At 64.0% G+C, this 23,432-nt stretch carries 22 protein-coding genes; 10 read left to right on the plus strand and 12 right to left on the minus strand.

The annotated features are described in order from the left end of the window. Positions 1–436: 436 nt before the first annotated feature. On the plus strand, positions 437–1,480 hold the full coding sequence (holA, locus tag YU3_RS0129315) for a DNA polymerase III subunit delta (protein ID WP_027169561.1): 1,044 nt from the start codon (positions 437–439) through the stop codon (positions 1,478–1,480). Between the two features lie 326 nt (positions 1,481–1,806). Here holA and YU3_RS0129320 read toward each other — a convergent pair whose 3' ends face one another. The 7 genes from YU3_RS0129320 to mnmE form a co-directional block, all read right to left on the minus strand. Next, positions 1,807–2,595 carry a DUF2182 domain-containing protein gene (locus tag YU3_RS0129320; protein WP_027169562.1) on the minus strand — a complete coding sequence of 263 codons (789 nt, stop codon included), beginning with the start codon at positions 2,593–2,595 and terminating at the stop codon, positions 1,807–1,809. A gap of 35 nt (positions 2,596–2,630) precedes the next feature. Next, positions 2,631–3,263: a DUF1326 domain-containing protein gene (locus YU3_RS0129325; RefSeq protein ID WP_027169563.1), complete on the minus strand. Its 633-nt coding sequence runs from the start codon at positions 3,261–3,263 to the stop codon at positions 2,631–2,633. A gap of 606 nt (positions 3,264–3,869) precedes the next feature. Next, the gene (locus YU3_RS0129330; RefSeq protein ID WP_027169564.1) at positions 3,870–4,763 is read right to left on the minus strand and encodes a ParB/RepB/Spo0J family partition protein; all 894 of its coding nucleotides are present in this window, start codon (positions 4,761–4,763) and stop codon (positions 3,870–3,872) included. A gap of 64 nt (positions 4,764–4,827) precedes the next feature. Then, a complete protein-coding gene (locus YU3_RS0129335; protein ID WP_027169565.1) occupies positions 4,828–5,625 on the minus strand; it encodes a ParA family protein in 798 nt (265 codons plus the stop codon). A gap of 17 nt (positions 5,626–5,642) precedes the next feature. Further along, on the minus strand, positions 5,643–6,278 hold the full coding sequence (gene rsmG, locus YU3_RS0129340) for a 16S rRNA (guanine(527)-N(7))-methyltransferase RsmG (protein ID WP_027169566.1): 636 nt from the start codon (positions 6,276–6,278) through the stop codon (positions 5,643–5,645). Next, complete coding sequence (gene mnmG, locus YU3_RS0129345; RefSeq protein WP_027169567.1) at positions 6,275–8,149, minus strand: tRNA uridine-5-carboxymethylaminomethyl(34) synthesis enzyme MnmG; 1,875 nt, start codon at positions 8,147–8,149, stop codon at positions 6,275–6,277. The genes rsmG and mnmG overlap by 4 nt, the downstream gene beginning before the upstream one ends. Before the next feature lie 167 nt (positions 8,150–8,316). Continuing rightward, positions 8,317–9,624, minus strand: a complete 1,308-nt coding sequence (gene mnmE / locus YU3_RS0129350; protein WP_027169568.1) for a tRNA uridine-5-carboxymethylaminomethyl(34) synthesis GTPase MnmE — start codon at positions 9,622–9,624, stop codon at positions 8,317–8,319. Positions 9,625–9,703: 79 nt separating this feature from the next. Between mnmE and YU3_RS0129355 the strand changes: the two genes are divergently transcribed. Next, complete coding sequence (locus YU3_RS0129355; protein ID WP_027169569.1) at positions 9,704–11,719, plus strand: thioredoxin domain-containing protein; 2,016 nt, start codon at positions 9,704–9,706, stop codon at positions 11,717–11,719. Between the two features lie 200 nt (positions 11,720–11,919). On the opposite strand, the gene rho is transcribed toward YU3_RS0129355, so the two are convergent. The 3 genes from rho to hemE form a co-directional block, all read right to left on the minus strand. Continuing rightward, the gene (gene rho, locus YU3_RS0129360) at positions 11,920–13,185 is read right to left on the minus strand and encodes a transcription termination factor Rho (RefSeq protein ID WP_027169570.1); all 1,266 of its coding nucleotides are present in this window, start codon (positions 13,183–13,185) and stop codon (positions 11,920–11,922) included. A 178-nt stretch (positions 13,186–13,363) separates the two neighbouring features. Continuing rightward, positions 13,364–13,900 carry a protoporphyrinogen oxidase HemJ gene (gene hemJ / locus YU3_RS0129365; RefSeq protein ID WP_027169571.1) on the minus strand — a complete coding sequence of 179 codons (537 nt, stop codon included), beginning with the start codon at positions 13,898–13,900 and terminating at the stop codon, positions 13,364–13,366. Further along, entirely contained in the window at positions 13,897–14,925 is a 1,029-nt protein-coding gene (gene hemE / locus YU3_RS0129370) for a uroporphyrinogen decarboxylase (protein ID WP_027169572.1), read from the minus strand. The genes hemJ and hemE overlap by 4 nt, the downstream gene beginning before the upstream one ends. A 402-nt stretch (positions 14,926–15,327) precedes the next feature. Here hemE and YU3_RS0129375 point away from each other — a divergent pair, with 402 nt between their 5' ends. The 5 genes from YU3_RS0129375 (at position 15,328) to dnaQ (ending at position 19,313) form a co-directional block, all read left to right on the plus strand. Next, complete coding sequence (locus YU3_RS0129375) at positions 15,328–16,149, plus strand: pyruvate, water dikinase regulatory protein (RefSeq protein ID WP_027169573.1); 822 nt, start codon at positions 15,328–15,330, stop codon at positions 16,147–16,149. Between the two features lie 241 nt (positions 16,150–16,390). Further along, on the plus strand, positions 16,391–16,990 hold the full coding sequence (locus YU3_RS0129380) for a Maf-like protein (RefSeq protein WP_027169574.1): 600 nt from the start codon (positions 16,391–16,393) through the stop codon (positions 16,988–16,990). Further along, positions 16,983–17,816 carry a shikimate dehydrogenase gene (locus YU3_RS0129385; RefSeq protein WP_027169575.1) on the plus strand — a complete coding sequence of 278 codons (834 nt, stop codon included), beginning with the start codon at positions 16,983–16,985 and terminating at the stop codon, positions 17,814–17,816. The genes YU3_RS0129380 and YU3_RS0129385 overlap by 8 nt, the downstream gene beginning before the upstream one ends. 5 nt (positions 17,817–17,821) lie before the next feature. Further along, positions 17,822–18,427 (plus strand): dephospho-CoA kinase, encoded by a 606-nt coding sequence (gene coaE / locus YU3_RS0129390; RefSeq protein WP_027169576.1) that lies wholly within the window; start codon positions 17,822–17,824, stop codon positions 18,425–18,427. A 181-nt stretch (positions 18,428–18,608) separates the two neighbouring features. Next, positions 18,609–19,313 carry a DNA polymerase III subunit epsilon gene (dnaQ, locus tag YU3_RS0129395; RefSeq protein ID WP_027169577.1) on the plus strand — a complete coding sequence of 235 codons (705 nt, stop codon included), beginning with the start codon at positions 18,609–18,611 and terminating at the stop codon, positions 19,311–19,313. Between the two features lie 256 nt (positions 19,314–19,569). Here dnaQ and secB read toward each other — a convergent pair whose 3' ends face one another. Beyond that, positions 19,570–20,073: a protein-export chaperone SecB gene (gene secB, locus YU3_RS0129400; RefSeq protein WP_027169578.1), complete on the minus strand. Its 504-nt coding sequence runs from the start codon at positions 20,071–20,073 to the stop codon at positions 19,570–19,572. Between the two features lie 260 nt (positions 20,074–20,333). Then, entirely contained in the window at positions 20,334–20,828 is a 495-nt protein-coding gene (locus tag YU3_RS0129405; RefSeq protein WP_027169579.1) for an FxsA family protein, read from the minus strand. A gap of 201 nt (positions 20,829–21,029) precedes the next feature. On the opposite strand from YU3_RS0129405, the gene YU3_RS0129410 reads away from it, so the two are divergent. From YU3_RS0129410 to YU3_RS0129420, 3 genes are read left to right on the plus strand one after another with little or no spacing between them, the layout of a single operon-like run. Then, positions 21,030–21,737 (plus strand): Tim44/TimA family putative adaptor protein, encoded by a 708-nt coding sequence (locus YU3_RS0129410; RefSeq protein WP_027169580.1) that lies wholly within the window; start codon positions 21,030–21,032, stop codon positions 21,735–21,737. A 22-nt stretch (positions 21,738–21,759) separates the two neighbouring features. Beyond that, entirely contained in the window at positions 21,760–22,863 is a 1,104-nt protein-coding gene (locus YU3_RS0129415) for a murein transglycosylase A (RefSeq protein WP_027169581.1), read from the plus strand. Further along, entirely contained in the window at positions 22,860–23,378 is a 519-nt protein-coding gene (locus YU3_RS0129420; RefSeq protein ID WP_027169582.1) for a Smr/MutS family protein, read from the plus strand. The genes YU3_RS0129415 and YU3_RS0129420 overlap by 4 nt, the downstream gene beginning before the upstream one ends. The last annotated feature ends 54 nt before the right edge of the window (positions 23,379–23,432 follow it).

Below are 23,432 nucleotides of genomic sequence, written 5' to 3' on the forward strand. Positions count from 1 at the left end.
GCGCCAAAAGCCCGCCCACATCGCCCGCGGCAAGCACGTGCCGCGACAACCGCTCGCTGCCCGGCGATTGCACGCTCACCAGCCACTTCGTTGTGCTCAGTTCCAAAGAGGCTGTGACTGCGCCATGATGGCCACGGGTGGCGGCGCTCGATGCGATACTCGATTGGTCATGCGACATCGGTCTTCTCCCTTGTTGCGTGGGTGGAAAACCAATCTTGGCGAAACATCGCGCCGCCATCCACGCCCTCATAGGATCTTGTGGGAGAAGGTGGATCGGCGCGATAGCGCCGAGACGGATGAGGGGTGTTCCAGCGGAGTGAGACGCTGGCTTTCCCTAGAACACCCCTCATCCGGCCGCTTCGCGGCCACCTTCTCCCACAAGGGGAGAAGGAGAGGACGCTGGTTCCGCCACCCCGCCTCATGCTACTCACCCCGCATGGCACAGAAGAAAGGATACGAGGTCGATTCGTGGCTGACCCGGCCGGACCCGTCTATGGCGATCGTGCTGCTTTACGGCCCCGACCGCGGCCTCGTCGCCGAGCGGGCGAAGACCTTTGCCGCCAAGACGGGCCTGCCGCTCGACGACCCGTTCTCCGTGGTCAAGCTCGATGGGGGGGAAGTCGACCGCGACGAGGGCCGGCTGCTCGACGAGGCGCGCACGGTGCCGATGTTTTCCGACCGGCGACTGCTTTGGGTGCGCAACGCCAGCGGCCAGAAGGCGTTGGCCGACGACATCAAGGCGCTGACCGCCGAGCCCGCACGCGACGCCATCATCCTCATCGAGGCCGGCGACCTGAAGAAGGGCACCGGCTTGCGGGCCATTGTCGAGGCTGCCGGCAACGCCATTGCCTTGCCTTGCTATGCCGACGAAGCCCGCGACCTGGATTCGGTGATCGACGACGAGCTACGCAAGGCCGGCATGTCGATGACGCTCGAGGCCAGGCAGGCGCTGCGCCGCAACCTCGGCGGCGACCGGCTGGCCTCGCGCGGCGAGATCGAGAAGCTGGTGCTCTACGCCCACGGCCGCAGCGAGATCGATATCGATGACGTCAGCGCGCTGTCGGGCGATGTCTCCGGCGCCTCTTTCGACGCCGCGGTCGACGCCGTGCTGGGCGGCAAGGTCGGCGACTTCGACATTGCTTTCAATCGCCACTGCCAGTCAGGCGGCCATCCTTTCCTGGTGCTGTCCTCGGCGATGCGGCAATTGCAGGCCATGCAGGTGATGCGCGGCCAGATGGAGACCGGCGGCCGCAACGCCGCCTCGGTCGTCGCCGGCGCCCGCCCGCCGGTTTTCTTCTCCCGCCGCAAGCTGGTGGAAAAGACGCTCGAGCGCTGGAATGTCGAAGCACTTGGCCGCGCATTGAACCGCCTGCAGACAGCGGTGCTGCAGACGCGCAAGCGGCCTGACCTGTCGGAAGCCCTGGCAAGACAAGCATTGCTCGGCATTGCGGTGGAAAGCGCCAGGCTGGGGCAACGGTAGGCGATTAGCTGATCTCCCCCCTTGTGGGGGAGATGTCCGGCAGGACAGAGGGGGGCGCTGTCCCGCCGACTTCTCAATCACAGCGGCACCGCCCCGAGTTATCTCTAGGCGCGTGTAGCCCAGGGCGGAAAGGTGGGCATTCCTTCGCGCCCCCTCTGCCCTGTCGGGCATTTCCCCCACAAGGGGGAGATTGGCCGTCACCGCCGCTTTCGCCAATCGCCACCAACAAGAAGGACCAGCGCAGCGGCCGGGCCTTGTCAGCTATCACCGATATATCAGGCGCAAACTATTCTTAACGCTGATCTTCATTGGCCGGGTTCTGCCGCTCAGTTCATCGTCATTCCGTCCATCGCCTGGAAGGTTGGCAGCGCCTGCGGAAAGACCAGCACCGCCGCGCCATAAAGGAGCAGCGCGACACCCGACACCTTGGCTATCCCCTCTCCTGACGAGAGGGTCTTTTCGGCAAAGATCAGCAAGGTGACCACCGCCATCGCGGCGACGTTCATGATCCCGAGCGGAAAAAGGGCGAGAAACAACAGCCAGCAGCAGCCCAGGCAAAAGAGTCCGTGCTCCAGGCCCATGCGCACCGCGCCCCGGCGGCCATCGCGCCATGAGGTCAGGATAAACCCGATTGGCGTACGGCATTTGGCCAGGCAGAGATCTTTCAGCGGCGAGAGCTGATAGGCGCCCGCAACGACCAGCAGCGCGCCGCCGATGCGCGCCGCGGTCGCCGTAGACATTCCCACATGCCGGTCAAGCAACTCCGCGCCGGCCGCGCCGGCAAAGGCGAGAACGCCCATCCCGCCCCAGACCAGCATGTAGCCGGCCACGAACACCCAGGTCGAGACAAAGGTTTCGCCGCGCCCCTGTTTACCGGCTTGCACCTGGTGAAACGTCAGGATCATGGGCGCGGCCGTCGGAAACATCATGGCGATCATCATGATCGTCCAGACGGCAAGAAACAGCGGCGCCGCCATACCCATTGTCGGCGAATACATGTCCATGCGCATGTCCGCGCCCATGCCGATCCGCTGCCAGACAAGCACGGACCACGCCACCGCGGCGACCGCGATCAACAGCGCGAGGATGACGTTTCGCTGCAACGTCAATGTCATGGAAGCGAGTCCCGTTCCGACCCTGCGGCCAGGTGTTACTGCTGGCCGGACCAGTTGATCGGCGCGTAGTGCCCGTTCCGGCGGGAATTGTCCCAGCTCACGCCGTGGTCGCTGAATGTGCTGCCCTCTGCCCCCATCGCCAGACCCAGCCAGTCGGGGTTGACGGGATGACCCGTGGCTGCCCACATCTGCCCGTCCTCGCGCATCGTCGGCAGCGGTTCCACCGCCATCCGCATGATGCCCGCAATCTCCGCCGACCGCTTCTTGCCGTCGACCCGGTAGTCAATCGGCACCTTCTTGGCCCCGAGATTCGTGCCGATCATGGGTGCCAGCACCGCCATAGGACCGCCCGCGGCGCCGGTGAAGATCGCGCCCAGCGCCTCCATCTGCTTGTCGTCAGCCTTTTCGTCGATATAGGCGGCAGCCGTCCAGTTGCCGTCCGCCATCGGGCCCGGCGCGTGCGCAACCATCGCAACGTTGAGGCCATCCAATGGAACCTCACCGTATTTGCCCTTGTCGATGTGGAAGACCAGGCCGACGTCGCAAACGCCTCTCGTCGGCTTCGATGTCAGCTGCGCGTTGGTGGACAGCAGGCAAGGACACACGACATCGCAATTGCAGTTTTCGAAGTAACTTCCGGACAATTGCCAACTGACTGCCACTTGCACCTCCCATTTGCGTCAGGCGCGTCGGCATATCGCTTAGGCGAGGCGGTGCCATTCACGGACAGGAACGGCAGATAGCCCTCACCGCGACTGATCGGCACGCCAGGGCATAATTTAAGTTGTGACTAATAGAGGTTACGCCGTTGCCCTGCACTGTCAAGCCGCGAGCTCCGACAGACGCTGTCTCGCCAGCGTATCAGTACTCGGCTCCTGGTGAGTCCCGCGCTTCGTCATACTCGGGCTTGACCCGAGTATCCATGCCGTGACCTCTGCGGCAGAGCGCAACGGTGCAGAATTCTGTAACCGCTGCAACGCCTTAGCGTCACGGCATGGATTCTAGAGTCTGCGCGCGTCGCTTCGCTCCTTGCTCCGCCTAGAATGACGAGCGAGGTAAAAATCGCGCCTCTTCGCGCCTTTCTGTCCCCGTCGGGCATCCCCGCCACGACAAATGGAGAGATCGGCTGTCGCCACCGCCTTCGCCGATCAACGCCGCCAAGGAAAAGGGCCGGCACATTGCCAGCCCTTTTTGTCGATCACCGATATATCAGGCGTATCCAACCTTAAGCCAAAACCTCATATGCCGGCTAAATACCGTGACGCCCCAGAGCCCTACCGCTCGGCCTTCAGCCGCCGGTAGAGCTCGTCAAGCTGCTCCAGCGAGCGATAGCTGACCTTGAGCGTCCCGCCCTTGCCCTTGTGCTCGATGCTGACGATCATGCCGATCGTGTCGGTTATCAGCTTCTCGAGCGCCAGCGTGTCGGGATCCTTGTCCGGCGCGCTCGCGGCCGACTTGGTTTTCACCGGCGTCGGGCCGGCCGGCATCTGCGCCAGCGCCTCGGCCTGGCGTACCGAGAGCCCTTCCTTGACGATGCGCTTGGCAAGCCCCGCTGGATCCTCGGCGGTGACCAGCGTGCGGGCATGGCCGGCCGACAAATCGCCGTGGACCAGCATGTCGTGGATGACATTGGGCAGCTTGAGCAGCCTCAGCGTGTTGGCGACATGGCTGCGGCTCTTGCCGATGACCTGGCCGAGATCGGCCTGCGTGTAGCCATGTTCGTCGATGAGCTGCTGATAGCCGTGCGCCTCCTCGACCGGATTGAGATCGGCGCGCTGCACATTCTCGATGATCGCCAGTTCCAGCGCCGTGCGGTCGTTGACGTCGCGCACGATGAGCGGGATCTCGGTCAGGCCCGCGCGCTGCGCCGCCCGCCAGCGCCGTTCGCCGGCGATGATCTCGTAGCGCCCGGGCTGCGACGGCGAGGGGCGCGCCACCACCGGCTGCACCACGCCATGCTCGCGGATCGACTGGGCAAGGTCGGTGAGCTCGGCATCGCCGAAGTGCCGGCGCGGATTTTTCGGGTTCGGACTGACGAACTCGATCGGCACCTTGCCGTCGGCCGCCACGACCGCGCTCGGCTTCTCCGGAGCGGCCGGACGGTCGATTTCACCGATCAGCGCCGCGAGGCCACGGCCCAGTCTTTTTCTTGATTGGTCTTCGCTCATGAGTTTGTCCAGATCGTTTCGGGATCGAATCGGCTAGTTAACCAAGGCTGACGCTGGCCTCGGCTCAGGCGGCGCGCAGCTTGCGCTCGCGGCGGATCACCTCAGAGGCGAGCTGCAGATAGGCCTGGCTGCCCGAGCATTTGAGATCGTAGAGGATCGCCGGCTTGCCGTAGGACGGCGCCTCGGAGACGCGCACATTGCGCGGAATGATCGTCTCGTAGACCTTGTCGCCCATATGCGTGCGCACGTCCTGCACCACCTGGTTGGCGAGGTTGTTGCGGCCGTCATACATGGTGAGCACGATGCCCTGGATGGTGAGGTCCGGATTGATCGTGCCGCGCACCTGCTCGACCGTTTCCAGCAACTGGCTGAGGCCTTCCAGCGCGAAGAATTCGCATTGCAGCGGCACGAGAACGGAATCGGCCGCCGCCATTGAATTCAAGGTCAAAAGGTTGAGCGAGGGCGGGCAGTCGATCAGCACATAGCCGAACGGCGCCGAACGCTCGGCGGCCGCGCGCAGCGCGTTGCGCAACTTGAGCACCCGGTCCGGCGCCGAGGCGATCTCCATCTCGATGCCGAGCAGGTCGAGCGTCGAGGGAATGATCGACAAGCCCGGTACCGCCGTCGGCACCGCGGCCGCCTCCAATTCCAACTCACCGGTCAAGACGTCATAGGACGAGGTTGTGCGGTCCTTGCGGTCGATGCCGAGCCCGGTGCTGGCATTGCCCTGCGGATCGAGGTCGACGATCAGCACGCGCTCGCCGATGGCGGCCAGCGCCGTGGCCAGGTTGATGGCCGTTGTCGTCTTCCCGACGCCACCCTTCTGGTTGGCGACTGTGATGATACGCGGTCCAGTTTTCATGGGTTTATGCCAGTGATTCATTGCGGTTTCGCCGGGCGCAAGTCGCTGATTTCCAGGATGACGCCGTGGGCGTCGGTCATGCTCGGGTGTTCTACCAGATCGAAGGTCCAGCGGTGAGTGCTTTCTTCCACTTCGGTGCGGTAATCCCGCCCTTTGTGGAAAAGCGCGCGCGCCCCTTTGCTCAGCCAGGGCGCCGACAGATCGAGTAGATCAGGCAACGCCGCCAGGGCCCGGGCCGTGACGATTTCCGGTGTGGAAACAATTGCATAGCTGTCATCGATGCGCTTGGCCAAGACTCGCGCCGGCAGGTCGAACTGGCCGATGACGGATTGCAGGAACGAGGCTTTCTTGCGGTTGCTTTCGACCAGGTCGATCGACGCGCCGGGACGCTCGGCCAGCAGGAAGCCAAGCACCAGCCCGGGAAAACCGCCGCCCGAACCGAGGTCGACCCAGCGTGTCGCGGCGGGTGCGATTCGCGCCAGCTGGGCGCTGTCCAGGATGTGGCGGCGCCAGACATCGTCCAGCGTCGACGGCGCCGCCAGATTGATGCTGCGGTTCCATTTCAGGAACAGCTGTTCGAAACCTTGCAGCCGCTCGAATGTTTCACGTGAAACCGGACCCGCCGCCTTTTGCAGATCGTCCCAGGCGCTCACGCAACGTCCCTTCGTGCGGCGAGCTCGGCGTTGCGGACATGCGCGACAATGATGGCGAGCGCCGCGGGTGTCATGCCCTCCATGCGCTGCGCGTCGGCGATCGAACGCGGCTGGCGCGTCTTCATTTTCTGCTTCAGCTCGTTCGACAGCCCGGGGACATTCGAAAAGTCGACGGTCTCGGGGATGAGCCGCGATTCCTCGTGCCTGATCTGCGCGACATCGGCTTGCTGGCGATCCAGATAGACGGAATATTTCGCCTCCGTTTCGAGCCTCTCCGCCGTCTTGGCGTCAAGCGCGGCAAAGCGCAGCTCGACACGCGACAGCCAAGCCATGTCGACGCCTGGATGCGTCAGCAGCTCATAGGCCGAGCGCCGCACGCCGTCCTTGTTGATCTCCAGCCCATGCCGCGCCGCTTCGTTCGGCGTCCAGGTAACGGATTTTGCCAGCGCGCGGGCATGGTCGAGTCTCTCGGCCATTTGGCCAAAACGCTGCAACCGCTCGGAAGACGCAATGCCAAGCGTCGCGGCCAGCGGCGTCAACCGCTCGTCGGCATTGTCGGCGCGCAGCGAAAGCCGGAACTCGGCGCGCGAGGTGAACATGCGGTAGGGCTCGGCGATGCCGCGGCTGGTCAGGTCGTCGACCATCACACCGATATAGGCCTCGGTGCGGCTGAGCACGACCGGCTCGCCGTCGGAAGCCTTGCGCGCGGCGTTGATCCCGGCGAGCAACCCTTGCGCGCCGGCCTCTTCATAGCCGGTCGTGCCGTTGATCTGACCGGCCAGGAACAGCCCGGCGATGCGCTTGGTCTCCAGTGTCGTCTTCAGCTCGCGCGGATCGACATGGTCATACTCGATGGCGTAGCCGGGCTGCAGCATCGTCGCCTTTTCAAGCCCCGGGATGGTCTTCAGAATATCGAATTGGACGTCCTCCGGCAGCGAGGTCGAGATGCCGTTCGGATAGACGGTGTCGTCGTCCAGCCCTTCCGGCTCGAGGAAGATCTGGTGGCCCTCGCGGTCGCCGAACTTGACGATCTTGTCCTCGATTGACGGGCAGTAGCGCGGCCCCACACCTTCGATCGAGCCCGAATACATCGCCGAGCGGCCGAGATTGGCGCGGATCAGATCATGCGTGGCCGGCATGGTCCGCGTGATGCCGCAATGGATCTGCGGATTGACGATCCGATCGGTCATCAGCGAGAACGGCACCGGATCCTCATCCGCGGCCTGGCTCTCCAGCGATGCCCAGTCGATGGTACGGCCGTCGAGGCGAGGGGGCGTGCCCGTCTTCAGGCGCCCGAGCTTGAAGCCCGCCCGGCTCATGGTCGCCGACAACCCCATGCTTGCCTGCTCGTTCATCCGGCCGGCGACGATCTTTCTCTCGCCAATATGGATCAAGCCGCGCAGGAAGGTGCCGGTGGTCAGCACCACCGCGCCGCAGGCCAGCCGCCGGTCGCCCGAGACCAGCACTGCCGCGACGCGCCCGTCTTCAATTTCGAGGTCGAGAACCTCGCCCTCGACCACGTCGAGATCGGCCTGCTCGCCGATCGCGGCCTGCATGGCAAGGCGATAGAGCTTACGGTCGGCTTGGGTGCGCGGCCCGCGCACGGCCGGACCCTTGCGGCGGTTGAGCAGCCGGAACTGGATGCCGGCAGCATCGGCGATGCGGCCCATCACCCCATCCATGGCGTCGATCTCGCGCACGAGGTGTCCCTTGCCGAGACCGCCGATGGCCGGATTGCAGGACATGACGCCGATCGTGTCGAAGCGCAGCGTCACCAGCGCCGTCCTGGCGCCGGCGCGCGCCGCGGCGCTCGCCGCCTCGCACCCGGCATGGCCGCCGCCCACCACCACCACATCATAGTGATTGGTCATTTTCCAAGAATCCGGTTTCAGAGGTTGACGGACACATGTCCCCGCTGCCTCGCGCTGTCAAGGACGAAGGCCGGACTCGTTTCACGTGAAACATCGATCGCGAGCATCTTGTGGGTGTTTCACGTGAATCATCGCCCGGACAGACCCCGCGTCATGTTTCACGTGAATCACTTCCCGATGCAGAACTGCGAAAAGATGACGTCGAGCAGATCCTCCACATCGACCGCGCCAATGATCTGACCGAGGCGGTCCGCCGCCAGCCGCAATTCCTCCGCCCGCAATTCCTGGCTCAATCCCGTCGCCGCCACCGAGAGAAAGTCCCGTGCTTCAGCCAGCAATTCCACATGCCTGAGTCTCGACGGCAGCACATCTCCCGTATCGCCAATTGCGGACGTGGCACGGCGGCCGATCTCGTCCAGAAGCCCGGAAAGCCCGGCTCCAGTGGTTGAGGAAATAGTCAGGTCATATTGATGCAACGGAGCCGCTCCCAGATCGGCCTTCGTGCCAATCCTGAGCAGTGGCACATCCGCGGGTATGCCGCCGGCCGGCAGCGGCTCGGCAATGTCTTCCAGCAATAGGACGAGGTCGGCCTCGCCGGCCCTGGCGCGCGCCCTCTCGATACCGATCGCCTCGACCTTCCCCGCGGCATCGCGCAGCCCGGCCGTATCGACCATGCGTATCATCATCCCGTTGAGATCCAGCACCACTTCGAGCAAATCCCGCGTGGTGCCCGGTTCGTCCGTGACGATCGCCGCCTCACGGCGCGCAAGCGCGTTGAACAGGCTGGACTTGCCGGCATTCGGCGCCCCGACGATGACGACCTCGAAGCCCTCGCGAATGATCTCGGCCGCCTTGAACCCCTGCAGGTGGCGCCCGATCTCATCGATCATCATTGCCACATCGGACCAGACCGCATCCGAAACGGAGCCCGGCACGTCCTCTTCGTCGGCGAAATCGATCTCGGCCTCGATCATGGCTCGCGAATGGATCAGCCGACGGCGCCATGCCGAATAGAGCTCGCTCTGCGCGCCTTCCGCGTTGCGCAAGGCGAAGCGGCGCTGCGCCTCCGTCTCGGCATTGACCAGATCGGCCAGCGCCTCCGTCTCGACCAGGTCGAGCTTGCCGTTGAGAAAGGCGCGCCGGGTGAATTCGCCGGGTTCGGCATGCCGTACGCCTTCGAAACCGGTGATGGTCTCCAGCAGCTTTGCCGCAACGGCGCGGCTGCCATGGACCTGGAACTCGGCGACATCTTCGCCGGTGAAGCTGCCAGGACCCGGAAAGAACAAGACGAGGCCGCGATCGATCGTCGAGCCGTCGGCAGCCTTCAGCTTCCGCAACGTGGTAAACCGATCCTTAACGGACCCGGCGATCGTTTCGACGACGAATCGAGTCTTCGGGCCGGAAATGCGGATCACGGCGATGCCGGCGGGCAGCCGGCCGCTCGAAAGCGCTACGATCGAATCCTTCGAGGTCATCATCTGGGAAACCATTTGCCGGACCTGCCGAAGCGCCCTAGCCTTTGCTTATCAAACCCAACATGCCGAGCCGCCCACTGTGACCTTGCCCGCGCGAAACCTGCTTGCCGAAGAGGCCAGCCCCTATCTGCAGCAGCACAGCGACAATCCCGTCCACTGGCGCGGCTGGTCGCCCGCGGCCCTTGCCGAGGCGAGGGAGCTTGGACGGCCGATCCTGCTGTCCATCGGCTACGCCGCCTGCCACTGGTGCCACGTGATGGCGCATGAAAGCTTCGAGAACAACGCCGTGGCGGCCGTCATGAACCGGCTCTACGTGAATATCAAGGTCGATCGCGAGGAGCGGCCGGACATCGACCAGATCTACATGGCCGCGCTCCATGCCATGGGAGAGCAGGGCGGCTGGCCGCTGACCATGTTCCTCACGCCCGACGGCAAGCCGTTCTGGGGCGGCACCTACTTCCCACGCGAGGCGCGTTACGGCCGGCCCGGCTTCATCCAAGTGCTGGAAGCGGTCGACAAGGCCTGGCGCGAAAAGCAGCAGAGTCTCGCCGAAAGCGCCGACGCTCTCACCGCGCATGTCGATGCCCGGCTGGCCGGCGCTGGCGGGAAAGCGGTGCTTGATCGCGACACGCTTGCCAATCTCGCCGGACGCATCGACGGCATGATCGACCACGACCGGGGCGGCTTGAGCGGCGCGCCGAAATTCCCCAATGCGCCCTTCATGCACACCCTGTGGCTGTCCTGGCTGCGCGACGGCAAGACCGCGCATCGCGACGCCGTGCTCACCAGCTTGGAAAAAATGCTCGCCGGCGGCATCTACGACCATGTCGGCGGCGGCCTCAGCCGCTATTCGACCGATGACGAATGGCTGGTGCCGCATTTCGAGAAGATGCTTTACGACAACGCCCAGCTGATCCGCCTGTGCAACTGGGCCTATGCAGCCACGGGTGACGGCTTGTTCCGGATACGAATCGAAGAGACCGGCGCCTGGCTGCTGCGCGAGATGACGGTCGAAGGCGGCGCCTTTGCCGCCAGCCTCGACGCCGACAGCGACGGCGAAGAGGGGCTTTTTTACACCTGGAGCCGAGAGGAGATCGAAACCGCGCTAGGCGACGATGCCGCGGTGTTCTTCCGGTATTGCGAGCTGGCCGCCCCGCATGGCTGGGAAGGCAAGCCGATCATCCGCCAGAGCGAAACGCAACAACGCCAGGCCGTCGCCGACCATGCTCAGCTCGCACCGTTCAAGACGAAGCTGCTGGCTGTCCGGGAAAAGCGCGTCAGGCCGGGCCGCGATGGCAAGGCGCTCACCGACTGGAACGGGCTGATGATTGCAGCGCTGGCGGAGGCTGGGCGCTCCCTTGGACAACGAGACTGGATCAACGCCGCGGCAAAAGCTTTCACCCATATTGTCGGGGCCAGCAAGGATGGTCGCCTGCCGCACTCCATGCTCGGCGCGAAGAAGCTGTTTCCGGCGCTGTCGAGCGACTACGCCGCAATGACCAACGCCGCGATCGCGCTGTTCGAGGCGACCGGCGATCCGGCCTATTCGGATCACGCCAGGCGCTTCATCGGCGAGCTCGACCGCTGGCACCGGGATAGCGAAAACGCCGGCTACTGGCTTACGGCGTCGGACAGCGGCGACGTTCCGATCCGCATCCGCGGCGACGTCGACGAGGCAATCCCTTCCGCCACAAGCCAGATCATCGAAGCGTTGGTGCGGCTCTCTTCGCTCACCGGCGATCCTGATCTCTGGCAAAAAGCCTGGACGACCGCCGAACATGCCATGGGCCGCGCCGGGCAACAGACCTATGGCCAAGCCGGCATCGTCAACGCCTGTGCATCCGCGCTCGAGCCGCTGAAGCTGGTGCTGGTCGATACGCTGGACGATCCAAGCCTCGTTCCGGTCGCGAATCGGAATCCCGATCCGCGCCGGGTCGATATCGTCGTGCCGATCGGAACGGCGACGAATCGACCGACACTGCCGGGCGGCATGCTGCCGCCGACCGACAAGGCTGGCGCCTGGTTCTGCAGCGGCCAGGTGTGCCTGCCTGTTGTGACGGATGCTGGTGAGCTAGAGAAGCTGTTGCGGCGATAGTGCCTTTTCCTTCTCCCCTTGTGGGAGAAGGTGGATCGGCGCGAAGCGCCGAGACGGATGAGGGGTGTTCCAGCGGAGTGAGACGTTGGCGTTCACTGGAACACCCCTCATCCGTCGCCTGCGGCGACACCTTCTCCCACAAGGGGAGAAGGGAGAGCGCTACGCGGCTCGACCTCCCCACAAGGGGGAGGGTGGCCCAATCACGTATTCATCGAATCGAAGAAGTCGGCGTTGGACTTGGTCTGCTTGAGCTTGTCGATGAGGAACTCGATCGCGTCAGTGGTGCCCATCGGCGCCAGGATGCGGCGTAGCACGAAGATCTTCTGCAGGTCCGCGCGCGGCACCAGCAGGTCTTCCTTGCGGGTACCGGACTTGAGGATGTCCATCGCCGGATAGATGCGCTTGTCGGCCACCTTGCGGTCGAGCTGGATTTCGCAGTTGCCGGTGCCCTTGAACTCTTCGAAGATCACTTCGTCCATGCGGCTGCCGGTATCGATCAGCGCCGTGGCGATGATGGTGAGCGACCCGCCTTCCTCGATGTTGCGGGCGGCACCGAAGAAGCGCTTCGGCCGCTGCAGCGCGTTGGCGTCGACACCGCCGGTCAGCACCTTGCCGGATGACGGCACCACGGTGTTGTAGGCGCGGCCGAGGCGGGTGATCGAATCCAGAAGGATCACCACGTCGCGGCCATGCTCGACCAGTCGCTTGGCCTTCTCGATCACCATTTCGGCGACCTGAACGTGGCGCACCGCCGGCTCGTCGAAGGTCGAGGAGATCACCTCGCCCTTCACCGAGCGCTGCATGTCGGTCACCTCTTCCGGCCGCTCATCGATCAGAAGCACGATCAGGTAGCATTCCGGATGGTTGGCGGTGATCGAGTGCGCGATGTTCTGCATGAGAACGGTCTTGCCGGTACGCGGCTGCGCGTTGATCAGCGCGCGCTGTCCCTTGCCGATCGGCGCGACCAGGTCGATCACGCGCGGCGAGATGTCCTTGCTGGTCGGATTGTCGACCTCCATCTTCAGCCGCTTGGTCGGATAGAGCGGCGTCAGATTGTCGAAGTGGATCTTGTGCCGGATCTTTTCCGGATCGTCGAAATTGATGGTGTTGACCTTGAGCAGCGCGAAATAGCGCTCGCCCTCTTTCGGGCTGCGGATCGGTCCTTCGACCGTATCGCCGGTCTTCAGCGAAAAACGCCTGATCTGCGACGGCGAAATATAGATGTCGTCGGGACCCGGCAGGTAATTGGCGTTGGCCGAGCGCAGGAAGCCGAAACCGTCCTGCAGCACCTCGACCACGCCTTCGCCGATGATCTCGACGTCTTGTGCGGCGAGCTTCTTCAGGATCGCGAACATCAGCTCCTGCTTGCGCATGACGCTGGCGTTCTCCACCTCGAGCGATTCGGCATAAGCGATCAGCTCTGGCGGCTTCTTGTTCTTGAACTCTGCGAGTTTCATTTCTTGCATTAGATAGACTCTGGGTGGGCTTTGGAGAGGGAAAATCGGCTGGATGCGACAAATGCCGGGCGCGGCCGAAAGCAATGAAAGGGGCGGCGCATGACGGGAAGGAAGACCCGTCTTGTATCGTCGCTCGTCTGAAAGAGCAAGCCGCCTTTTGCTGGGCTTATGCTGGATAAGAAAAAGCCTAGAACGGCTTCACGATGACCAGGATGACGATGACGATCATCAGCAATGTGGGGATCTCGTTGACGATCCGCCAGTGCCTTGCCGGTTTTTCGTTCTTGTCCTCGGCAAATTTCCTAACCGCGCCGGCGAGATAGCCGTGCAGGCCCGACAAGATGAGCACCAGAACGATCTTGGTGTGCAGCCAGCCGCCCTGGAATCCGAACCCTTTCCAGGCAAGCCAAAGCCCGAACATCCAGGTCACGATCATCGCCGGATTGATGATGCCGCGCAGCAGCCGGCGCTCCATCACCTTGAAGGTCTCGGACTGCACCGAGCCTTTCTCGGCATCGACGTGATAGACGAAGAGCCGCGGCAGATAGAGCATGCCGGCCATCCAGGCGATGACCGCAATCACATGGATTGCCTTGGCCCATGGATAGAAACTTTCGGGCGCCGCCAAATAAAGCAGCGCGGTAAGCACCACGAGAACGGCAATGCCGATCGCCATGCGTTTCATCGCCTGGCCGGTGCTGTTCTCGATGCTTGCATTGCTCATCGGTGGCTCCTCACCATTTTCACCATCGCCTCGACATGCGCCACCGGCGTTTCCGGCGTGATGCCATGGCCGAGGTTGAAGATCAGCGGCCCGTCTCCCAATGTCCTCAGGATGGAATCGACGCCATCGGCCAGCGCCTTGCCGCCGGCGACCAGGCGCAGCGGATCGAGATTGCCTTGCACCGCGCCGTCGCGCTGCAGCTCCTTCGCCATCGACAGCGGCACGGTCCAGTCGAGACCGAGACCGGTAATGCCGGTTTTCCTCCTATAGTCGCGATAGCGTTCGCCGGCGCCTTTCGGAAAACCGATCACCGGCACACCGGGATGAACCGCCTTCACCTGCCGGACGATCTCGGCCACCGGTGCCACGCAGAAGGCCTCGAAGGAGGGTTCGTCCAGCACGCCGGACCACGAATCGAAAATCTGCACCACGTCCGCGCCTGCCTCGATCTGGCGGATGAGATAGGCGGCCGAATGATCGGCCAGTGTCTTCAGGAGCTTCGCGAAAGCCCCCGGCTCGCGATAGGCGAAAAGCCGCGCGGGCGCCTGGTCCGGCGTGCCATGGCCGGCAATCATGTAGGTCGCCACCGTCCAGGGCGCGCCGCAGAAGCCGATCAGCGTCGTCGCCTCAGGCAGTTTTACGCGCAACCGGCGCACGGTCTCGTAGACCGGTTCGAGATTCACGTGAAACGTTTCGCCGTCCAACGCCGAAATCTCCGGCGCCGTGATCGGCTTCAGGACCGGCCCGCGACCCTCTTCGAAACGGACATCGCGCCCCAAGGCATTGGGCACGACGAGAATGTCGGAGAACAGGATCGAAGCGTCGAAGCCGAAGCGTTCGATCGGCTGCAGCGTCACTTCCACGGCAAGGTCCGGATCGTAGCAGAGATCGAGGAAGGATCCGGCCCGCTTCCTTGTCTCACGATACTCCGGAAGATAGCGGCCTGCCTGACGCATCATCCAGAGCGGCGGCGGTGAAACCGTCTCGCCCTTGAGGACGTCCAGCATGATCCGTTTCCCAGCCATCCTGCGCTCGCCCTCTCCTACCCTCTTAAATAAAATATCTATTTTAAAAGAGTCTTCTGATTCTAAGAGTCTGTTGGTTGTGATGGTTGCGACCTGTCCAGCCTGCGGCCTGAAAAGGCCAGTCAGCATATTGTCGCGTACTCGCTTTCGCAATTTGGAGCGATCTGGGGATGAAGCGGATTCAGGCTGTCGAGTCAAAAGCTTGGCTTCCTCGTCCCCGGCTACGTGCTGTGGATGGAATCGGCCAAGAAAAGTTGATCCCCGGTTTTGTCCCCAGCACCGCGACGAAGCCTACAGCGCGGCGAATTGTGGACAACGAGCCATCTGATACAGTCGCCTGCATCGCCAAGGCCTTCCCATCCAGCCTTGTCCACAATTGCCCACAGCCTGGACCCACCCCCTGTGAACAAACCTCAGAGCTTCTTCCATCTGCATCTGATCTCCGACGCCACCGGCGAAACCTTGCTGGCAGCCGGCCGCGCGGCGTCCGCCCAGTACAAGGATGCGCGCGCCATCGAGCACATCTATCCGCTGATCCGGACCGAGAAGCAGGTAGCCAAGGTCTTCGAGGATATCGAGGAGGAGCCCGGCATCATTCTCTATACGGTCGTCGACCAGAAGCTGGCGCGCTCGATCGACGAACGCTGCGCCACCATGGGCCTGCCTTGCGTCTCGGTGCTGGAACCGGTGCTCACCGTGTTCCAATCCTATCTCGGCACGCCCGCCGGCCGCCGCGTCGGCGCCCAGCATGTGCTCGACGCCGAATATTTCCGCCGCATCGATGCGTTGAACTTCACCATGGAGCATGATGACGGCCAGCTGCCGGCCAATATGGACGATGCCGATATCGTGCTGATCGGCATCTCGCGCACCTCGAAGACACCGACCAGCATCTATCTCGCCAATCGCGGCATCAAGACCGCCAACATCCCGATCGTGCTCGGCGTGCCGCTGCCCGAAAGCCTGATCGCCGCCAAGACGCCGCTTGTCGTCGGCCTCGTTGCCACGGCCGAGCGTATCTCGCATGTCCGGCAGAACCGCATTCTCGGCAGCAGCGCCGCCTTCGTGTCGACCGACTATGTCGACCGCGCCGCGATCAGCGAGGAGCTCGCCTATGCGCGCCAGCTTTGCACGCGGCACGGCTGGCCGATGATCGATGTCAGCCGCCGCTCCATCGAGGAAACGGCGGCGGCCATCGTTGCCCTGCGGGGAAAGACACGCTAGGGCAAGCGATATGAGTGGACGCTTCGTCCAACACCCCTCATCCGACCGAGCTTCGCTCGGCCACCTTCTCCCACAAGGGGAGAAGGGAAGTCCCGCGCTACCGCCGCTGCAAATTGGTAGTATTTGCGGGACGCCGGCGCCGCGCTCTTCCTTCTCCCCTTGTGGGAGAAGGTGGATCGGCGCGATAGCGCCGAGACGGATGAGGGGTGCTGGACGGATCGCAGCCGTTGGATGAACCATCATGGCCGAGAAAATCATCCTCGCTTCGGGCAGCCCGTACCGCAAGGCGATGCTCGTCAATGCCGGCCTCGACATCGAGGCGGTGCCGGCCGATGTCGACGAGCGTGCGCTTGAGGCTCCGCTGAAGGACAGCGGCGTTTCGCCGGAGGACGTCGCCTCGATCCTGGCCGAGGCCAAGGCGGCCGAGGTCAGCGAGCGCAAGCCAGGCTCCTTGGTGCTCGGCTGCGACCAGACGCTGTCGCTGGGAGACGAGATTTTTCACAAGCCCACCGACATGGAAAGCGCGCGGAGGCATCTCCTGGCTTTGTCCGGCAAGACCCATCAATTGAACAGCGCCGCCGTGCTCTGCCGCAACGGCGAGGTGCTGTGGCGCCATGTCGGCATCGCCAGCTTGACCATGCGCGATCTCGATCCCGCCTTCATCGGCCGGCATCTGGCCCGCGTCGGCGCCAAGGCCTTGTCCAGCGTCGGCGCCTATCAGATCGAGGGCGAAGGCATCCAGCTGTTCGAGAAGATCGAAGGCGACTATTTCACCATCGTCGGTCTGCCGCTGCTGCCGGTGCTGCAGGAGCTGCGCGCCCTGGGAGCGATCGATGGCTGAGAAAAAAGCCTTTGTCACCGGACATCCGATCGCGCATTCGCGCTCGCCCAAGATCCACGGCCATTGGCTGGCGACATACGGCATCGACGGCAGCTACCAGGCAATCGACGTGCGGCCGCAAGATCTTGCCGCGTTCCTCGGATCGCTCGAGGAGAGTGGCCTTCGCGGTGGCAATGTCACCATCCCGCACAAGGAAGCGGCCTTCGCTTTGGTCGACCGCCGCGACGAGGCGGCCGAGGCGATCGGCGCGGTCAATACGCTCTGGCTGGACGACGGCCAGCTCTGGGGCGGCAATTCGGACTGGATCGGCTTCGCCGGCAATCTCGACCAATATGCGCTGGGCTGGGCGGGCAACGGCCCGGCCGTGGTGTTGGGCGCGGGCGGCGCTTCCCGCGCCGTCATCCACGCGCTGAAGCAGCGCGGCGTGAAGGACATCCGCATCGTCAACCGCACGCTGCCGAGGGCGCGTGAACTCGCCGACCGGTTCGGCGCCGGGGTTTCCGCGCATGGCGCGGATGCGGTCGGCGAGCTGCTGGCCGACGCCGGCCTGCTCGTCAACACCACCTCGCTCGGCATGCATGACGATGCGACGCTTTCCGCCGATCCGGGTGGGCTCCCGGACCATGCCATCGTCACCGATATTGTCTATGTGCCGCTGGAGACGCCTTTGCTGGCCGCCGCCAAGGCGCGCGGCCTGAGGACGGTCGACGGCCTCGGCATGCTGCTGCATCAGGCGGTGCCCGGTTTCGAACGCTGGTTCGGCAGGAAGCCGGAGGTCACGCCCGAACTGCGGCGCCTGATCGTCGCCGACATCGAGGGCCATTGACGGTCATGATAGTGCTCGGCCTCACCGGATCGATCGGCATGGGCAAATCCGCCACTGCGAAAATGTTCGCCGAGGCGGGCGTGCCGGTGCATGATTCCGACGAGACCGTGCATCGTCTCTACGCCGGCAAGGCAGCGCCGCTGGTCGAAGCGGCCTTCCCGGGCACGACGCAAGCAGGCGTGGTCGATCGCGCAAAGCTCGGCCAGCAAGTGCTCGCCGATCCCGCCGCGCTGAAGAAACTGGAAGCGATCGTGCATCCGCTGGTGCGCGCCGACGCCGATGCGTTTCTCGCCAGGCATCGCGCCGCCGGCGCGCCGGTCGCTGTGCTCGACATTCCGCTCCTGTTCGAAACCGGCGGCCGCAATCGCGTCGACAAGGTCGTGGTCGTCACCGCTTCGCCCGAGATCCAGCGTGCCCGCGTGCTCGCCAGGCCAGGCATGAGCGAGGAGAAGTTCTCGTCGATCCTCGCCAAGCAGGTGCCCGACGCCGAAAAACGTCGCCAGGCCGACTTCATCGTCGATACAGGGTATGGCTTTGAAGCGGCGCGTCAGGCGGTCGAAGCGATCCTTGCCGAACTGACAGGGGATAAGTCCGGGAAGGATGTTTCCTGACATTACAGCGCCGCGCGTCCGTTTGGACGCGCAAAGGACGCTGTAACACTTTGATTTTGCGCATGATCCTTTTCCGAAAATCGATTCCGATTTTCGGAGGTCATGCGCGAGCCAGTCAGCAGTCCCCATTGCCATTTTGTTCTGGTTTGTGATTCTGCTCGCTTGGAGCGGACTGATTCGAATGCGTGAGATCATCTTCGATACGGAAACCACCGGCCTCGACTTGCGCGACGACCGCGTCATCGAGCTCGGCGGAATCGAGCTGGTCAACCGCTTCCCGACCGGCCGTACCTTTCACAAATTCATCAATCCGCAGGGCCGCGCGATCCACGCCGAGGCGCAGGCCGTGCACGGCATCAGCGCCGCCGACCTGGCCGGCAAGCCGACCTTCGCCGAAATCGCCGAGGAATGGCTGGCCTTCACCGACGGCGCCAAGCTGATCGCCCACAACGCGACCTTCGACATCGGCTTCCTCAATCTCGAATTCAGCCGGCTCGATCATCCGGCCATCGATCCGGGTCGCGTCGTCGACACGCTGGCGCTGGCGCGCCGCAAGCATCCGATGGGCCCGAACTCGCTCGACGCGCTGTGCCGGCGCTACGGCATCGACAACGCCCGCCGGACCAAGCACGGCGCATTGCTCGACTCGGAATTGCTGGCCGAAGTCTATATCGAGCTCATCGGCGGCAAGCAGGCGGCGCTGGTCCTGGAGTCCGTGGCGGTGCAGATGAACGGCTCCGGCCAGGTGGCCGATATCGACATCTCTGTCGGCGCCAGGCCGATCGCGCTGCCGCCGCGGCTCAGCGAAGCGGACCGCGCGGCCCATGCCGGGCTGGTCGCGACGCTGGGCGAAAAGGCGCTGTGGCTGAAGGTGGCGGTGGGGTGAGAGGCTAGCCGCGTAGGCACCGATCCTTCGCGCCCCCCTCTGCCCTGCCGGGCTCCTCCACGAGGGGGGAGATCGGCTGTTTCGCCGCCCCGCTTACTCTTCAACGTTTGAGATTGGCGAAACCCGCCGCGACATCTGATCTCCCCCCAAGTGGGGGAGATGGCCGGCAGGCCAGAGAGGGGCGCTGTCCCGCCGACATCTCCAACAAAAAAGCCCGGCGCGAAGCCGGGCTCTCGTTACGTTGCGGTGCGCTGCCTCAGCTCACCTGGACCTTGCTCGCCGCCGCCTGGTCCTCGGCAATCCTCTGCTGGAACATCTGCGCGAAATCGATCGGGTCGAGCATCAGCGGCGGGAAGCCGCCATTGCGGGTGGCGTCGGCGACGATCTGGCGGGCGAACGGGAACAGAAGCCGCGGGCATTCGATGAACAGCAGCGGCAGCATATGCTCTTGCGGGAAGCCCGAGATGGCGAAGACGCCGCCATAGACCAGCTCGACATTGAACAGCACTTCCTGGTCGAAGGAAGCCTTGGCGTTCAAGGTCAGGTTGACGTCGAACTGCTTGTCCGAAAGCGGATTGGCGTTGACGTTGACATTGATGGCGATGCCCGGAGCCTTGTCGCGGCCGCGCAGCGAGTTCGGCGCGCCGGGGCTTTCGAAGGACAGGTCCTTCACATATTGCGCAAGCACATTGAGCGAGGGTTGGTTCTGGGTGCCGTTGCCGTTGGCGGCGCCGGTCGCGGCGTCATCGTTGCTGGCCATGAGCCTGTGGTCCTTTTGCCTGGGCAGCCTTGCTGACCGGATTGAAATCGCGGGTTCGCTACCATGGCCGGCCACACAAAACAAGTTTTGCCGCCTTCATGCATGTCGCCCAAAACCGCGTAGGCGATTGGCCGAAACGCCCCATCGCGATCGTCATCCTCGGGTCTGCGCGCTTCGCTTCGCTCCTTGCTCCGCCCGTGGATGACGAGGTTGGGCCGTTTCGGCCAATCCTCAAGGCATGGCGCCTCGGTGCTGGGGACCTAATCGTTCTTCAACCGCCGCCACGGTGAATTGTGATCCGGCCGGTTCGGATAATCGTCGCGCGAATAGTCGGCGTCGTCGAGGTCGATGACGTTGTCGCGCCGGCGGGCTGAAAAGCCGCTGCTGAAGCTTGTCGCCATGACGATGCGGCTCTTGAGCAGCCGCCAGGCGAAGTCGCGCACCGGCGGCAATAAGAGCAAAATGGCGAAGATATCGGTGATGAAGCCCGGGATGATCAGCAGGATCGCCGCCAGGACGATCATCGCGCCATGCGCGAGCTGGCGGCTGGGGTCGCGCCCGGCATCCATCTCCGTCCGCACCCGCGCCATGACGCCAAAACCCTGGTGCCTCAAAAGCAGGCTGCCGGCGACGCTGGAAAGAAGGACCAGCCCGACCGTCGCCAAAGCGCCGATCTCGCGGCCGACGACCACGAAGCCGGCGATCTCCAGAAGCGGCAGCAGCAGCAGGAACAGCGGGATGAACGAAATGCGCAAGTCTTTGACCGATCGCTTTCTTCTTTTGCGGCGCTCGCGGACAATCGCCGCTGGCCTTGGCGCCCTTACATAGGTATGGCTGCCTTTGATTTGAATGATTGCGCCAGCCGTTCTATATGCTTTGAGTGTTGAACGCTATGCGACCGCGGTCCCGAGGGGTTACGCTGGTCCGGCAAGGACAGGGATCGGTTGGCGGAAAATATGGGTTTCTTCGACTTCGGCACGATTTTCTTCCTGATTGCGGCGGTTGTGATCTTTTTCCAGCTGCGCAACGTGCTTGGACGTCGCACGGGAAACGAGCGTCCGCCCTTCGATCCCTATTCCGCGAGCCGCGCGCGCGAGGCCGATACGGCGCAGAAGTCCGAAAACGTTGTGTCGCTGCCGCGTAAGCGTGCGCCGGGCGAGACCGCGCCCGAGATCTATGCCGCGATCGACGCCTTCGCCAAGCCGGACACCGATCTCAACAAGGGCCTGCGCTCGATCAAGGACAATGACGCGTCCTTCGAACCGAAGACCTTCGTCGACGGCGCCAAGATGGCTTACGAGATGATCGTCATGGCTTATGCCGATGGCGACCGCAAGACGCTGAAGAATCTCCTGTCGCGCGAAGTCTATGACGGTTTCGTCGCCGCGATCGGCGAGCGCGAGGCGAAGTCGGAAAAGATCCAGTCGTCCTTCGTCGGCATCGACAAGGCCGACATCGTCGCCGCCGAAATGAAGGGCTCGGAAGCGCATATCACGCTGCGCGTCGTCTCCGAGCTGATCTCGGCGACCCGCGACAAGGCCGGCGCCGTCATCGACGGCGACCCGGAGACGGTGGCCGAGGTCAAGGATGTCTGGACCTTCGCCCGCGACAGCCGCTCGCGCGACCCGAACTGGAAGCTCGTCGCCACCGAAGAAGAAGACTAAATCCTAGCGGCGGGGCTCGGTCGTGCCGCTCTCTTCCACATTCAGCGAAAAATCCTTCGGCGACCTCACCGGCTGGGGCGAGGATGATCACGTCGCGGCCTTTGCCGCGTTTCGCCGCTCCGCCTTCCATGTGCCGGTAAAGCCTTATCGCACCGGTTCGCTCGGCGTCGATTTCAGCGCTTTTGCCGAGGCCTATGCCGAAGCGCGCGCCGTTTCGGCGCCGAATCGGTCCGATGCCCGGGCTTTCTTCGAGCGGCATTTCGTTCCGATGCTGGTGAAAGCCGACAATGGCGCCGGTCTCGTTACCGGTTTCTACGAACCCGAGGTCGAAGCCTCGCCGGCAAGGACCGAGCAGTTCGTCGTGCCGCTGCTTTCCCGCCCGGCCGACCTGATCGACATCGACGACGGCAACCGGCCGGCGGGAATGGACACCTATCTGGCCTTCGCCCGCCGGACGGATGACGGTCCTGTCGAATATTTCGACCGCGGCGCGATCGAGCGCGGTGCGCTTCTCGGCCAAAATCTCGAAATCGCCTGGCTCGCCGAAAAGGTCGATGCCTTCTTCGTCCACGTGCAGGGCGCGGCGCGTCTGAAAATGATCGACGGCAGGCTCAGCCGCGTCACCTATGCCGCCAAGTCCGGCCAGCGCTTCACCGGTCCCGGCAAAATCTTGAGCGAGCTCGGCGAAATCCCGCTGGAAAAGGTGACAATGCAGTCGATCCGCGCCTGGTTCAAGGCGCATCCCGATCGTGTCGACGAGATCCTGTGGCGGAACCGCTCCTACATATTCTTCCGCGAAGCCGCGGTCGACGATGCGGCGCTTGGGCCCATCGCCGCCGCCAAGGTGCCGCTGACGCCCGGGCGCTCCGTCGCGGTCGACCGGCTGCTGCACACATTCGGTACGCCCTTTTATATCGACTCCCCGACGCTCACCGCCTTCGACGGAAAACCGTTCCGGCGGCTGATGATCGCGCAGGACACCGGCTCGGCCATCACCGGGCCAGCGCGGGGCGACCTTTTCGCCGGCTCGGGCGACGCTGCCGGCGAGATCGCCGGCGTGGTCCGCAACGCCGCCGACTTCTACGCGCTGGTGCCGCGCCCGTTGATCGACGGAGGACGCCGGTGAGCCGCCGCGATCTCAGCGACGACGACCGCATCCTGTGGAACCTGGTGGCGCGTTCGGCCCGGCCGCTGAAAGGCAAGACCGCCGTCGAGATCCCCGACATCATCGAGCCAAAGCCGATTCCGGCGGCGGCTCCGGCCAACGGCGCCCCGGCGGCTGCCGCGAAACCCAAGACGCAGCATGTGGCGCATTCGCTTGACGACCAGACGCACGAGAAACTGAAGAAAGGCCGGCTGCCGATCGAGGGCCGCGTCGACCTGCACGGCATGACGCAGGACGAGGCCTATTCGCTGCTGCATACCTTCCTGCATCGCGCTCATGCCGGCGGCGTCCGCTACGTGCTGATCATCACCGGCAAGGGTTCGTCCTCCGGCGGCGACGGCATCCTGCGCCGCGCCGTGCCGGCGTGGCTGTCGACGCCGGCCTTCCGGCATCTTGTCTCCAGCCACGATCACGCCGCCCGCAACCATGGCGGCTCCGGTGCGCTCTATGTGCGGCTGAGGCGGATACGGTCATGAGACCGCCTAGAGCAATTCCAGGAAAAGTGCGCAGCGGTCAGGCTCGGCGCCTTC

This window comes from Mesorhizobium sp. WSM3224, assembly GCF_000427725.1.
In the GTDB taxonomy this organism is placed as follows: domain Bacteria; phylum Pseudomonadota; class Alphaproteobacteria; order Rhizobiales; family Rhizobiaceae; genus Mesorhizobium.